Origin of the sequence: Streptomyces sp. A0592, assembly GCF_004795115.1 — a bacterium.
In the GTDB taxonomy this organism is placed as follows: domain Bacteria; phylum Actinomycetota; class Actinomycetes; order Streptomycetales; family Streptomycetaceae; genus Streptomyces; species Streptomyces erythrochromogenes.
In genome coordinates this window covers 165701-178562 of the sequence record NZ_SSBM01000001.1, presented here as the reverse complement: position 1 = coordinate 178562, position 12862 = coordinate 165701, and the positions used below count along the sequence as shown (strand labels likewise).

General features: G+C 73.2%; 13 protein-coding genes. 5 read left to right on the top strand and 8 right to left on the bottom strand.

The window, feature by feature from the left end:
* Positions 1–44: 44 nt before the first annotated feature.
* Entirely contained in the window at positions 45–197 is a 153-nt protein-coding gene (locus E6U81_RS39580; protein ID WP_168714515.1) for a hypothetical protein, read from the top strand.
* Between the two features lie 183 nt (positions 198–380).
* On the opposite strand, the gene E6U81_RS00855 is transcribed toward E6U81_RS39580, so the two are convergent.
* A complete protein-coding gene (locus E6U81_RS00855) occupies positions 381–962 on the bottom strand; it encodes a TetR family transcriptional regulator (protein WP_136228088.1) in 582 nt (193 codons plus the stop codon).
* A 102-nt stretch (positions 963–1064) separates the two neighbouring features.
* Here E6U81_RS00855 and E6U81_RS00850 point away from each other — a divergent pair, with 102 nt between their 5' ends.
* Entirely contained in the window at positions 1065–2048 is a 984-nt protein-coding gene (locus E6U81_RS00850) for an aldo/keto reductase (protein ID WP_136228087.1), read from the top strand.
* Positions 2049–2104: 56 nt separating this feature from the next.
* On the opposite strand, the gene E6U81_RS00845 is transcribed toward E6U81_RS00850, so the two are convergent.
* From E6U81_RS00845 to E6U81_RS00815, 7 genes are all read right to left on the bottom strand, one after another.
* A complete protein-coding gene (locus E6U81_RS00845; RefSeq protein WP_276615786.1) occupies positions 2105–3535 on the bottom strand; it encodes an aminobutyraldehyde dehydrogenase in 1431 nt (476 codons plus the stop codon).
* Entirely contained in the window at positions 3528–4862 is a 1335-nt protein-coding gene (locus E6U81_RS00840; protein ID WP_136228086.1) for an NAD(P)/FAD-dependent oxidoreductase, read from the bottom strand. Before E6U81_RS00840 ends, E6U81_RS00845 begins: the two co-directional genes overlap by 8 nt.
* 25 nt (positions 4863–4887) lie before the next feature.
* On the bottom strand, positions 4888–5985 hold the full coding sequence (locus E6U81_RS00835) for an ABC transporter ATP-binding protein (RefSeq protein WP_136228085.1): 1098 nt from the start codon (positions 5983–5985) through the stop codon (positions 4888–4890).
* Positions 5986–5990: 5 nt separating this feature from the next.
* A complete protein-coding gene (locus tag E6U81_RS00830; protein ID WP_136228084.1) occupies positions 5991–6977 on the bottom strand; it encodes an ABC transporter permease in 987 nt (328 codons plus the stop codon).
* Positions 6974–7840 (bottom strand): ABC transporter permease, encoded by an 867-nt coding sequence (locus tag E6U81_RS00825; protein WP_136228083.1) that lies wholly within the window; start codon positions 7838–7840, stop codon positions 6974–6976. Before E6U81_RS00825 ends, E6U81_RS00830 begins: the two co-directional genes overlap by 4 nt.
* A gap of 1 nt (position 7841) precedes the next feature.
* A complete protein-coding gene (locus E6U81_RS00820; protein ID WP_136228082.1) occupies positions 7842–8972 on the bottom strand; it encodes a spermidine/putrescine ABC transporter substrate-binding protein in 1131 nt (376 codons plus the stop codon).
* Between the two features lie 259 nt (positions 8973–9231).
* Complete coding sequence (locus E6U81_RS00815; RefSeq protein ID WP_206309804.1) at positions 9232–10509, bottom strand: aromatic ring-hydroxylating dioxygenase subunit alpha; 1278 nt, start codon at positions 10507–10509, stop codon at positions 9232–9234.
* 389 nt (positions 10510–10898) lie between these two features.
* Between E6U81_RS00815 and E6U81_RS00810 the strand changes: the two genes are divergently transcribed.
* The 3 genes from E6U81_RS00810 to E6U81_RS00800 are packed head-to-tail and all read left to right on the top strand — an operon-like array spanning position 10899 to position 12861.
* Positions 10899–11315 (top strand): hypothetical protein, encoded by a 417-nt coding sequence (locus tag E6U81_RS00810; protein ID WP_136228081.1) that lies wholly within the window; start codon positions 10899–10901, stop codon positions 11313–11315.
* Positions 11312–12673: an NADH-ubiquinone oxidoreductase-F iron-sulfur binding region domain-containing protein gene (locus E6U81_RS00805; protein ID WP_136228080.1), complete on the top strand. Its 1362-nt coding sequence runs from the start codon at positions 11312–11314 to the stop codon at positions 12671–12673. The genes E6U81_RS00810 and E6U81_RS00805 overlap by 4 nt, the downstream gene beginning before the upstream one ends.
* Entirely contained in the window at positions 12670–12861 is a 192-nt protein-coding gene (locus E6U81_RS00800) for a ferredoxin (protein ID WP_136228079.1), read from the top strand. Before E6U81_RS00805 ends, E6U81_RS00800 begins: the two co-directional genes overlap by 4 nt.
* Position 12862: the final 1 nt, after the last annotated feature.

Sequence of the window (12862 nt, the reverse complement as noted above, 5' to 3'; positions counted from 1 at the left end):
AAACCCGGGTGACCGTGCGGCCCGTGGCGGTGCAGGATCTCCCCATGGACAACAAGACCGCCGCACGGCTCGACGGGTTCGTCGTCGGCCCGGGCGCCGAGTGGACGGGGCTCGCCGTGTGCACGGACCTGCGGCTCGACGGCTGGGAGGCGGCCCGCACCGCCGACGTCACCAAGGTCCGCCCGCGGACTGCCTGACCGTACGGGTCCTGCGCCGGCGCGGCAGGTCGACCTGCAGGCGCGGTGGCGGGCGGCGGCCCCGTCGAAGTTCCCGTTCAAGGACGTCACCCGCGTGGGCTTCGGCGGGCGGTACGAGCGGACGCTGCTGGAGTTCGCCGGACCGCACCGCTGACGGCGGGCGTCCGATGTCGGCGGCGGGCGTCAGGCGGTCGGGGGCGCGGTGATCCGGCGTACGGACTCCACCACGGCCGCCCGGTGGCCGGCGAGCCGCTCGGCGGACCAGTCGGTGCCGCCTGCTCCCGCCGCCGGGCCGCCCACCGCCCCGAACCAGGCCTGCGACAGGCCGATGACCAGGGTCAGCACGTCCGCGGGGGCGATGCCCGCGTCGATCCGGCCCGCTTCCTGTGCCTGCCGCACGGCAGCGATCTTGCCCGCGTACGACTCCGCCTCCGCCCCCGTGGACCCGGGGCGCTCCAGTTGCTTCCACAGCACGAGGCGCATCAGCTCGGGCCGCTCGACGAGGTGGTCGAAGACGGCTCCCGCGTAGCCGGGCAGGTCGTCGGCGTCGAAGGGGACGGATTCCGAGCCCGTCTCCAGGGCCCGCTGGAGTACGGCGTCGAAGAGCTGCTCCTTGTTGCCGTAGTAGACGTAGATGAGCCGCTTGTTCGCCTGCGCGGTCTCGGCGATGCGGTCGACGCGCGCACCGGCGATGCCGTACGCCGCGAACTCGGAGAAGGCCGCGTCGAGCAGGCGCGCCTTGGTCGCGTTGGAATCCCGTGCCATGGCTCGCAGCCTAGCAAGTAACTATCTGGTTATTGACAACGGGCGCCGACGCGTCGCAGACTCTATCTATCCGGTTAGTTACTTTCTTTCGAGGAGCACACCATGGAGATGCGCGCACTGGGCCGTCAGGGTCTGCAGGTCGGGGCCGAGGGCCTCGGGCTGATGGGTATGAGCGCCCACTACGGCGCCACCGACGAGACCGAGTCCCTCGCCACGATCGACCGCGCCCTGGAGCTCGGCGTCACCCTGCTGGACACCGCCGAGGGCTACGGCCCCTTCCGCAACGAGCAGCTGCTCGGCAAGGCCCTGACCGGGCGCCGCGAGGCGGCCGTCGTGGCCACGAAGACCGGGGTCGAGTTCACCGACGAGGGCGCCCTCCTCGGCCACAACGGGAGCCCCGAGTACATCCGCAGGTCGGCCGACCGCTCCCTGCGCCACCTGGGCACCGACCACATCGACCTCTACTACCTGCACCGCGTCGACCCGAACGTGCCGATCGAGGAGAGCGTGGGCGCCCTGGCCGGGCTGGTCGAGGCCGGCAAGGTCCGCCACATCGGTCTGTGCGAGGTCTCCCCCGCCACGATCGCCCGCGCCCACGCCGTGCACCCGCTGGCCGCCGTACAGACCGAGTACAGCCTCTTCGAGCGCGGCATCGAGCACGACGGCGTCCTCGACATCCTGCGCGAACTGGGGATCGGGCTCGTCGCCTACTCCCCGCTCGGCCGCGGGTTCCTCTCGGGCGCCATCACCACCCCCGACGACTTCGCGGCGGACGACTTCCGCCGCACCGACCCGCGCTTCCAGGGGGAGAACTTCCGGCGGAACCTGGCCGTCGTGGACCAGGTCCGCCGGCTCGCCGCCGAGAAGGGAGTGACGCCCTCGCAGCTCGCCCTGGCCTGGACCCTGCACCAGGGTGCGGTGCCCATCCCGGGCACCAAGCGCCGCACCTACCTGGAGGAGAACATCGCCGCCACCGGCGTGACGATCACCCCTGCCGAGCTGGCCGCGATCGACGCCGTCGCACCGCACGGCGTGGCCTCGGGCGACCGCTACGCACCCGAGCTGATGGCCTCCCTCAACGGCTGACCGGGCTGAGGGTGCTGCGGTGCTCAGCAGGGGCTCAGCAGGGGCTCAACGTGGGCTCACAGCATCACGTGCTTGACCCGGGTGTAGTCCAGGAGGCCCGCCATGGACAGGTCGCTGCCGTAGCCCGAGTGCTTGACCCCGCCGTGCGGCATCTCGGAGACGGTGGTGCCGTGGGTGTTCACCCAGACGATGCCGGTGTGCAGGGCACGGGTCGCCCGCATCGCCCGGTCGTGGTCGGTGGTCCACACGCTGGCGGCGAGTCCGTGCCGGACGTCGTCGGCCAGTTCCAGGGCCTCCTCCTCGTCGGTGAAGGACTGGACGGTCACGACGGGGCCGAAGATCTCCTCCTGCACGATCTCGTCCCCCTGGCGGACGCCCGCGACGACGGTGGGCTCGTGGAAGAAGCCGGACCCCGGCACGCGGGCGCCACCGGCGACGATCTCGGCGCGGTCCGGCAGCCGGCCGAGCAGCTCGCGTACCGAGGCCAGCTGGGCGGCGTTGTTGAGGGGGCCGAAGTCGGCGTCCGGCTCGTCCGGGCCGCCGGTGCGCAGGGCGCGGGTCCGCTCCGCGAAGGCGGCCAGGAACGCGTCGTGGATCCGGCGGTGGACCAGGAGCCGGGTGGGCGCGGTGCAGTCCTGGCCGGCGTTGTAGTAGGCGACGGCGGCGAGGGCCGCTGCGGTGGCCTCGACGTCCACGTCGTCGTGGACGAGGACCGGGGCGTTCCCGCCGAGCTCCAGGTGGACGCGTTTGAGGTCGACGGCCGCGGCCGCCGCGATCTGCCGGCCCGCACGCACGCTGCCGGTGACCGCGACGAGCGCGACATCGCGGTGGGCGACGAGATCGCGGCCGGTGTCGCGGTCGCCGCAGACCACGTTGAGGACACCCGGCGGCAGGTGCGCGGACGCGATGCGGGCGAGGAGCGCGGCCGACGTGGGCGTGGTGTCGGCGGGCTTGAGCACGGTCGTGTTGCCGGCGGCGATCGCCGGGGCGATCTTCCACACGGCCATCATCAGCGGGTAGTTCCACGGGGTGATCTGGGCGCAGACCCCGACCGGTTCGCGGCGCAGGAGAGAGGTGCGGCCTTCGGTGTACTCGCCGGCGGCGGCGCCCGGCAGGTTGCGGGCGGCTCCGGCGAAGAAGCGGACGCTGTCGACGATGGCGGGCAGTTCCTCGGTCCTGAACAGGTGGGCCGGCTTGCCCGTGTCGCCGGTCTCGGCCGCCACGAGGGCCTCGGCGTGCTCCTCGATGGCGTCGGCGATGCCGAGGAGGGCGCGCTGCCGTACGGCGGGGGTGGTCGTGGACCAGTGCCCGTACGCCGCCGCGGCGGCCGCACAGGCTGCGTCGGTGTCGGCGCGGCCGGAGCGCGGGGCGTGGCGGTGGGCCCGGCCGGTGGCGGGGTCGGTCAGTTCCATCGTCTCGCCGGTGGCGGCGGGCCGGTCCCCGCCGGCGATGTGGTTGAGCACGGTGGCGGTGTCGGTGTCAGCCACGGCGCAGCGCCTCTCGGGCCGCTGCGCGTCCGGTGCGTACGGCGCCCTCCATGTAGCCGGCCACCCATTGGTCGGATCCGCAGACGTAGAAGGGCGGTTCGTGGGTGCCGTGGCGGGGGCCGACGGCGGTGACGTCGCCGGGCGTCCACTGGGTGACGTACCCCTGGGTCCACGGGTCGGTGCCCCACATCCGGATGTGGGTGGCGAGCGGGCGGTGCGCATCTTCTCCGTAGAGGCGGGCGATGTCGGCGAGGAGTTCACCGGTGCGCAGCGCCATGGGTGTGCCGAGCAGCACGGCGAGCCTCTCGGGCGGGACGAGGGCGGAGAGGACGCCGTCGCTCTGCGGCCAGGTGCTGCCGAGGACCCCTTCGCATTCGGAGAGGCCGCTGAGGCCCCGGTCGCGCCAGAACGGCCGGTCGTAGGCGGCGACGAACTTGGCGGCGAGGGCGTGGCGTTGGCGGTGGAGGGAGGCGAGCCGTTCCTCGGAGACGCCGGTGAAGGTGACCGAGCGGAGCGGGCCGACGGGCAGGGCGCTGACGACCGCGCCGGCGGTGAGGGTCTCGCCGCCGGTCAGCCGTACGGTGCAGTGGCCGGGGCGGCGGATCGTGACGGCCTCGACGGGCGAGCCGGTACGGATCCGGCCGCCGAGGGCGGCTGCCATGCGCAGGGCGACCGTCGCGGAACCCTCGGCCACCCGCAGGCCCTCCCAGGCCTCGTAGTCGTAGTGGTCGGGGCCGGTGCCCGTGCCGGGGGCCGGTACGGCGGCGTGCTTGCGCAGGGCGGCGAGCAGCGAGGTGCGCTCGTACGAGCCGTCGGCGAGGGCGAGCTGGCCGATCTCCCAGAGGCGTACGACGGCGGGGGTCGCGCCCTCGGCGCGCAGCCAGTCGCCCACGGAGAGGCGGTCGAGGGCGGCCGCGTCGGGGTGGGCCCAGGGGTCGTCGGGGTCGACGGTCCCGGCGAGGGCGCAGAAGGCGGCGGTGGCCTTGCGGTGGCAGGCGTCGTCGCCTGGGCCGAACCAGTGGGGCGTCGCGCCCGCGCAGACGCCCTCCGGGGTGGCGCGGGTGAGGTCGCCCGGTTCGGCGACGTAGCTGGGGATCAGGGTGAGGCCGAGTTCGGCCGCCAGGGTCGTGTACGCGGTGTGGGCGCGGCCGACGACCTCTCCGCCGAGCTGGACCAGCCGTCCGTCGGGGAGTTCGGTCTGCTCGACGCGTCCGCCGACCCGGTCGCGGGCCTCGACGACGAGGACGTCGGCTCCGCCGGCGGCGAGGTCGCGTGCGGCGGCGAGTCCGGCCAGGCCGGCGCCGAGCACGATGACGTCGTGGTTCATGGGGTGTTCCTCCGGTCGGGGGCCGTCATCGGTCGAGGACCAGGCAGTGTTCGGGCTTCCAGCCGATCTCGACCTGCTCGCCGCCGCTCCAGCGGTCCTCCATGCGGGAGCGGACGGTGTTCTGCTCCAGTACGGACACCGTGACGCCGGGGGCCAGTTCGATGAGGTAGGTGGTGGTCGGGCCGCAGTAGACGGTCTCCCGGACCACGCCGCCGACGCGGGCCATGTCGGGTTCGAGGTCGGACAGCCAGATCTTCTCGGGGCGGATCGACATGCTGACCCTGCTGCCGTCGGTGACGGACGGCCGGTTGCCGACGGGCAGTTCGGGTCCGGTGTCGAGGACGACGCGGCCGGAGCGGTAGGTGCCGGGGACGAGGTTGGAGGTGCCCATGAAGGAGGCGGTGAAGCTGCTCGTGGGCCGTTCGTAGACGTCCTCGGGGGTTCCGCACTGTTCGACGCGGCCGTCGTTCATGACGGCGAGCCGGTCCGACATGGTGAGGGCCTCGTCCTGGTCGTGGGTGACGAAGACGAAGGTGATGCCCACCTCGCGCTGGATCTGCTTGAGTTCGACCTGCATGTGGCGCCGGAGCTTCAGGTCGAGGGCGGCCAGCGGCTCGTCGAGCAGCAGCACCTGGGGCCGGTTGACCAGGGCGCGGGCGAGGGCGACGCGCTGCCTCTGGCCGCCGGAGAGGGTGGGCGGCTTGCGGGCCGCGAGGTGTCCGAGCTGGACGAGGTCCAGCATGGCGGTGACCCGCTCGCGTGTCTCGGCGCGGCCGACGCCCTTGCGCTTGAGGCCGAAGGCGACGTTGTCGGCGAGCGAGAGGTGGTCGAAGAGGGCGTAGCTCTGGAAGACGGTGTTGACGTTGCGCTTGTTGGGAGGCAGGCCCGTGACGTCCTCGCCGTCGAGGAGCACGCTGCCCTCGGTGGGATCGGTGAAGCCGCCGATCATCCGCAGCAGGGTGGTCTTGCCGCAGCCGGAGGGGCCGAGCAGGGAGAAGAACTCGCCCTGGGCGATGTCGAGTGCGATGTCGTGAACGGCGTAGGTGTCGTCCGCGGCGGGGTACCGCTTGCTGACATGGTCGAGCCGGACGGCGGGGGTCGGGTGCACGGGGGTCGGGTGCATGGGTGTCACTTCCCGGAGAGCAGGTCGAGGCCGCCGCGGCGTCCGAACAGGCGCGGTATGGCGAGGGCGAGGACGATGAGGCCGACGGATCCGGCGAGCATCAGGGTGCCGACGGCGTTGATGGTGGGCTGCACGCCGAACCTGATCGCCGAGTAGATGCGGACGGACAGCGGCTGCGGGTCGACGCCGGTGGTGAAGTAGGCGAGGACGAAGTCGTCGAAGACGAGGGCGAAGATCAGTACCGCCGACGCGAGGATGCTGGGGAGCAGTGCGGGCAGGGTGACCAGGCGCAGTGCCTGGCGGCGGGTGGCGCCGAGGTCCATGGCGGCTTCCTCGACCTCGGGGTTCAGTGCGGCGATGCGGGAGCGGAGGATGACCGTCACGTAGGAGATGGAGAAGGTGATCTCGGCGAGCATCACGGTGGTGGTGGACAGGGTGATGCCGAGCCCCTTGAAGAGGAGCATCGCCGCGACGCCGGTGACGATCTCCGGGGTGATGAGCGGGACGAGCATGACCAGGCCGGCGAAGGAGCCGAGGCGGCTCCGGCTGCGTACGAGGCCCAGGGCCAGGGCCACGCCGAGGACGAGTGAGCCGGCCATGGCGACGAGGGAGACCTGCAGGCTCATGCCCAGCGAGTCGAGGATGACGTCGTCCTGGAGGAACGCGCTGTACCAGCGGAGGCTGAAGTCCTCGAAGACGGTCAGGGACTTCTGGGAGTTGAAGGAGAACAGGACGACGACGCCGACGGGGAGGTAGAGGAGGGCGAAGAACACGGCGGTGACGGCGATGGCGAAGCGGGGCCGGCGCTCGGCCGTGCGGCGGCGGCGCCGCTGCTTCCCCCTTCCCGGAGCGGCGGGTTTGCCCGGCGTGCTCCTCGGGTGCGGGGGGTGCGCCGTGCTCGGTGCGGTCGCGGGGGTCGGGGCATCCTCGGTGGTCCGGGCGTTCGCGTTGGTCTGGGCGTTCGCGGCTCTCGCACTGTTTCCGGTGGTCATCGGGCCGCCTCCGCCTCGTCCTTGCGGGTGCGCCGCAGGTAGCCGAGCATCCCGAGGAACAGGACGGCCATCAGCAGCATGGTGAGGGCCGAGCCGAGCGGCCAGTTCTGGCCCTGGAAGAACTTGTCCTGGATCAGGTTGCCGATCATGATCTGGTCGGGGCCTCCCATGAGCTGGGCGCTGACGAAGTCGCCCATGGCGGGCAGGAAGACGAGGACGCAGCCGGCGGCCGCTCCCTGTCGGGTGGCGGGGACGGTGACGAAGAGGAAGGTGCGCAGGGGACCGCCGTAGAGGTCCCGGCCGGCCTCGATGAGCGAGGTGTCCATGCGTTCCATCGCCGCGTACAGCGGAATGATCATGAAGACGACGAAGCCGTAGACGAGCCCCGCGATGACGCCCGCGCCGGTCTGCAGGATCTTCGTGCCGTCGTCGGCCACACCGATCGCGCGCAGGAACCTCAGCAGCGGGCCGTCGTCGGAGAGGACGACGGACCAGCCGTACATCCGTACCAGGTAGTTGGCGAAGAACGGGACGACGATCGCGGCGATGAGCAGGTTCTTGAAGCGTCCGCCGCACAGGGCGATGGCGTAGGCGACCGGGTAGGCCACGGCCAGGCAGATGACGCAGGTGATCAGCGCGTAACCGAGGGAGCGCAGCAGGACGGTGCGGTAGGCGGGGTCGGCGAGCGCGGTGAGGTTGTCGGGGTTGAACCCGAAGCGCGGGTTGCCGAGGGGGTCGGTGGTGCCAAGGGCGAGGGTGGCCACGAGGAGGAGCGAGGCGACGAGGAAGCCGGTCATCCAGAGGGTGCCGGGGAGGAGGAGCCAGGTCCACAGCCGGGGCCCCCTCGCTCTGGTGTCCGCCATGTCAGCCGGCCTTCACGTCGGTCCAGGCGGCGTCGCGGGCCTGTTCGGCCCGGGCGTCGCCGTTGCGGAAGAAGAGGTCGGCCTTGAGGTCGTCGGCGGTCACCAGGCACTGGGGGAAGGGCTCCACGAGCGCGGCGTAGGTGTCCTCGGTGCCGCGGACCGGCATGGGGTAGCCGATGTACTCGATGTTCTTCTTCACGTTCTCCGGACGGAGCATGTAGTCGATGAAGAGCATCGCGGTGCCGGGGTGCTGCGCGTTGGCGGGTATGGCGTAGCAGTCGGAGTTGACGGGGGCGCCCTCGCGGGCGACTTCGAAGCCGAAGACGGCCGGGTCCTCGGCCTGGGCGAGCATGGCGGCCATGTCGCCGCTCCAGGCCTGGGTCATGTCGGCGTTGCCGTTGAGCAGGTTGTTGTAGCTGTCGCTGGAGAATCCGCGCAGGCGGGGGCGGAGCGAGCGCAGAGTGTCGGTGACGCGGGCGAGATCGCCGTGGTCGCCGGTGGTGAGGTCGAGGCCCAGCTTGAGCGCGCCCAGGCCGAGCACCTCGTCGCGGTCGTCGAGGACGAAGACCTTGCCCTTGGCCTTGTCGTTCCACAGGTCGTTCCAGGACCCGGTCAGGTCGCCGAGCCGGTCCCGGCGCCAGCCGATGCCGGTCTTGTACATGGTGAAGGGCACGGTGTGGGCGGAGCGCGGGTCGTACCAGGGGTCGGCGAAGTAGCCGTATCCGCCGAACACCGACTCGGCGTTGCGCAGTTTGGAGTGGTCGATCCTGCGCAGCCTGCCGCCGGTCGCGAGGCGCTGCGCCCATTTCGCGGTGGGGAAGATGATGTCGTAGCGGTTCCCGGCGTTGAGCTTGGCCGCCATGCCCTCCATGGAGTCGTAGTTCGACTGGACGACCTTTACGCCGTACTCCTTCTGGAAGCCTTCGAAGACGGCCGGGTCCACGAAGTCGGCCCAGTTGAAGTAGACGAGGTCGCCGTCGACCTCGGCGTCGACGGGGGTCTCGGCGGCGGCCCGGCCGGCCGGGTCGTCTTCGGAGGCGAAACCGCAGCCGGTGGCGGCGAGGGCGAGGGCGGCGGCGGTGCCGACGCGCAGGAAGTGGCGTCTGGTCGGGGGAAGTGCCTCGGGGGACATGGGGTCCTCTCCGTAGGGCCGCGGGGGGACGGCGGGAACGAGCGGTAGGTGGGGGGCTCGGTCGAACGGTGGGCGCGGGCGCCGGGCGCCGTACGGCGGGCGGGCGACGCGGGACCGGTGCTTCGGCGGGACCGGTGCTTCGGCGTGAAGGGGGCGGCGTGGGCGGGGTCCGGGTGGGCGGGACGCGGGGCGGGCGGCTCCCGTGCCGTGCGGGGAGGAGTCCGTCGGGTTCGGCCCTGCTCGATCGGTGAGGCGGCCCCTACGGCTCCGTGCCGTCGAGGGCGGCGCGGATGCGGCCGGCGAACCAGCCCACCGCCGACTCGCGGCGCGAGAGCGGTCCGGGCTCGAAGCCGGGGGTGGAGAGCCCCTTCTGGACGCGGGCGACCAGCTCGGCGTCCTCGTCGTTGGTGATCCAGCCGATGTGGATGTTCAGGCGCCGGGCGAGGCGGGTGCGCCAGCTGGTCCCGCGCCGGGTGTAGAAGGCGCCGGGCACGGCGACGCGGTCGACGGCCGTGGGGATCGCCGTCCAGGCCAGTACGTGGTCCGGGTAGAAGTCGATGAGGGTGTTGGGGTAGATGACCGCGTACCGCCAGATCCGGCGGTCGGCCTCGGCGAGGCCGGGCATGGGGGCGGCGACGCGCTGGTAGAGGCGTTCGGCCCAGTTGGAGGACGGCTTGTCGCGCAGCGGGGAGGCGAACAGCGCGTAGTTCTCCTCGATCTCGCAGGTGTACCCCTGGTAGTCGAGCAGGCGCATCAGGCCGGGGTGGGCCACCGGGACGTGGTAGCCCTCCAGGTAGTTGTCGACCGCCACCTTCCAGTTGGCCTGCTGGGTTTCGGCGCCGGCCAGGTCGTGGATACGGGCCCGGCCGATGGGCACGAGGTCGGCTCCGGCGTAGTGGCCGACCGCCTCCGCGAGGCCCGCGCAACTCGTCGCCAGCGGCATGGCGTCGGGGTCGAGGTTGACGAAGACGAAGCCGAGGAAGGACTCGACGCGGGCCGGGAACAGGCCGAGGCTCGGCTTGTCGAGGCAGGGGATCTGCCGGGCTTCCGGGGCTCCGACCAGGCTTCCGTCGAGGCGGTACGTCCAGCCGTGGTAGGGGCAGCGGATCGCCTTGCCGGCCGGTTCGGGGTTGGTGACCAGGCGTGTTCCGCGGTGCCGGCAGACGTTGAGGTGGGCGGCGAGGCCGCCGTCCTCGGTGCGGACGACGACGACCTCCCGGTCGGCGACGGCGGCGGCGAGGCGGGATCCCGGGTCCGGCAGGTCAGACTCGTGGCAGACGAGCTGCCACGACGCGGCGAACACGTGCCGGGTCTCGGCGGCGGCGATGGCGGGGTCGGTGTAGTAGCGCGCCGGGAGCGCGGTGCCGGGTGTGTCGGGGGCCGGCGCCTCATGGGCGGCGGCGGTCCCGGAGGCGGGCGGGCCGGGCGCGGCGACCCGGCCCGGCGGGCCGGTCCGGCCGGCGCCGCCGGTGCGGCCGGGGGGTGCGGAGGGGCCGGTGTGGCCCGTCGTCGGTGTTTCGGGAGCTCGGGAATGCATCGTGACTCCTCCGTGCCGCCGTGCGGCGATCGGTGTCGGCGTTCGATGTCGAGACGACCCAGCAGTGGACAGGCGGTCGGGGCGGGAAGCCGGGACCGGGCTGACCGATTGGACAGTCAGATTGCTGGCTTGTTTCCGCCGGGTCAAGACTTGTTCACTGACCGATCGGTCAGCTAGCGTGATTCTTGCCTGACCGATCGGTCAGCAAACGTGCTTTCCTGTCGCCGGCCCGGCACTGCTCCGCGTTCGCCCTGTTCACCGGGGCGGAGGCAGGCCGGGCGGCCCGCCCGGCCCCGCCCGGGCCCGCACCCCCTGATCCCCGGTCCCCCGCCGACCGGCTCCCGCCGGGCGCCGGGTCGACGGCGGCATCCCATCCCCCGGAGGCACGCATGAGCGGTCGTCGGCGTCTGGACTGGCTCGGGCTCACCCCCGAACCCGAGCGAGAACTCCCCACCGCGGTCGCCGCCCTGCGCGCCTCATTGCCCGGCACCGCCACCCCGCGGACGGCCGAGGAGCTGGCCGCCGCAGAACGCCGCCGCGTGGAGCGCCTGATCCTGCGCGGCAGCCGGCACGGCTGGCTCCGCTACCTCGCGGAGGTCACCGACCTGGTGACCGGCGTCGCCGCCGGGTCCCGTACCGGCGACCGGGCCGCCGCCCTGCTCGCCGGCGAGGTCGTCCTCGACCACCACCGCATGCTCATCGGCCTCCCGGGACCGGGATACGGCCGCACCGCGACGGACCGCACCGCGCTGGAGGGCGCCGTACGGGCCCTGCGCACCCACATCCGGACAGGAGGCAGCCGATGACCACGACCACGATCCGGCTCCCCGCGGCGCAGCCGCCGGGCACCGTCCTCGGGACGGCTCCGGACATCGGCGAGAGCGCCGACGCCTACCGCGCCGCAGGCGGCTACGGCACGGACACCGGCCCCGCCGAACTGCTCGCCCACCTCTCCGCCTCCGGCCTGCGCGGCCGCGGCGGGGCCGGCTTCCCGGCCGCGGTCAAACTGCGCTCCGTACGCGACAACGGCGGCCGCGACGACTGCGGCGGCCGTCCGGTCGTCGTCGCGAACGGCGAGGAGGGCGAACCCGGCTCGGCCAAGGACCGCTGGCTGCTGCGGGCCCGGCCGCACCTGGTCCTCGACGGCCTCGCCCGCGCCGCCGCGATCACCGGCGCGGCCCGCGGCTTCGTCTACCTCTCCGACCCGGCCGCGGGCGAGAGCGTGCGCCGGGCCCTCGCCGAGCACCCGCCGCCGCTCCCGGTCGAGGTCGCCCTGACCGACCACACGTACGTCGCCGGCGAGGAGACGGCGGTGGTCCGCCGGATCGGCGGCGGACCGGCACTGCCCGCCGCCAAGCCGCCCCGCCCGTTCGAGCGGGGGGTCGGCGGCGCCCCGACCCTGGTCTCCAACGTCGAGACGCTCGCCCGGATCGCGCTCACCGCCGCCCGGCCCGACCTGCGGCTCGACATCGCCCGCGGCACCCTGGTGACGCTCTCGGGCGGTCCGGCGGGGCCGGTGCTCACGGAGGTCCCGTACGGGATCCCGCTGCGCTCCCTGGCCTCCCGGCACGGCGTCCCCGACGCAGCCGGGGCGCTGATGGGCGGACTGTTCGGCGGACTCGTCGACGCCCGCGCCCTGGACCTGCCCCTCGAACCGGGAGCGCTCACCGCCGCGGGCACCGCGCTCGGCTGCGGCGCGATCCGCTTCCTCGACGCCGGCGCCTGCCCGGTGACCTGCGCCGCCGACGCGGCCGCCCACCTCGCGGCCGAGAGTGCCCGGCAGTGCGGGGTGTGCGTCTCCGGCACCTCGGCGGTCGGCGACGCCCTGTACGCACTCGCCGCCGGGACCGCCGGCCCGGACACCGCGGACCGCCTCGACCGATGGTCGCGGGGCCTGCCCGGGCGCGGCGCCTGCGGGCTGCTCGACGCCGCCGCCGGTATCGCCGGCAGCCTGCTCCGGGCCTTCCCCGGGCACGTCCGCTCCCATCTCGCCGCACCGTGCCCGGTGTGCGCGGCCGTCGCGCCCGCAGAGGGCCGCCGCCGCCTCACCGTGGCCGTGCCGGAGGTCGCGGACCCGCCGGCGGCCGCCTCCCCCGACCCCCATCCCGCACGCCCGCCCGTCCCGCTGCCGTCGCCGCTGCCCGCGCTGAAAGGAACGCCGTGAAACTCCTGCTGGACTCCACCCGCTGCCAGGGCTACGGACTGTGCCAGGAGCACGCCCCCGACCTGGTCGAACTGGACGAATGGGGCTATGCGAACGTCATCGCCGTCATCGTCCCGCCCGGCGCCGAGGACACCGCCCGGGCCTGCGCCGACAGCTGCCCCAACTCCGCCCTCCGTGTGGAGGGATGAC

Coding starts and splice junctions, on each gene's coding strand:
- E6U81_RS39580 (WP_168714515.1), top strand. CDS start 45: ATGGACAACAAGACCGCCGCACGGCTCGACGGGTTCGTCGTCGGCCCG.
- E6U81_RS00855 (WP_136228088.1), bottom strand. CDS start 962: ATGGCACGGGATTCCAACGCGACCAAGGCGCGCCTGCTCGACGCGGCC.
- E6U81_RS00850 (WP_136228087.1), top strand. CDS start 1,065: ATGGAGATGCGCGCACTGGGCCGTCAGGGTCTGCAGGTCGGGGCCGAG.
- E6U81_RS00840 (WP_136228086.1), bottom strand. CDS start 4,862: ATGAACCACGACGTCATCGTGCTCGGCGCCGGCCTGGCCGGACTCGCC.
- E6U81_RS00835 (WP_136228085.1), bottom strand. CDS start 5,985: ATGCACCCGACCCCCGTGCACCCGACCCCCGCCGTCCGGCTCGACCAT.
- E6U81_RS00830 (WP_136228084.1), bottom strand. CDS start 6,977: ATGACCACCGGAAACAGTGCGAGAGCCGCGAACGCCCAGACCAACGCG.
- E6U81_RS00825 (WP_136228083.1), bottom strand. CDS start 7,840: ATGGCGGACACCAGAGCGAGGGGGCCCCGGCTGTGGACCTGGCTCCTC.
- E6U81_RS00820 (WP_136228082.1), bottom strand. CDS start 8,972: ATGTCCCCCGAGGCACTTCCCCCGACCAGACGCCACTTCCTGCGCGTC.
- E6U81_RS00815 (WP_206309804.1), bottom strand. CDS start 10,509: ATGCATTCCCGAGCTCCCGAAACACCGACGACGGGCCACACCGGCCCC.
- E6U81_RS00810 (WP_136228081.1), top strand. CDS start 10,899: ATGAGCGGTCGTCGGCGTCTGGACTGGCTCGGGCTCACCCCCGAACCC.
- E6U81_RS00805 (WP_136228080.1), top strand. CDS start 11,312: ATGACCACGACCACGATCCGGCTCCCCGCGGCGCAGCCGCCGGGCACC.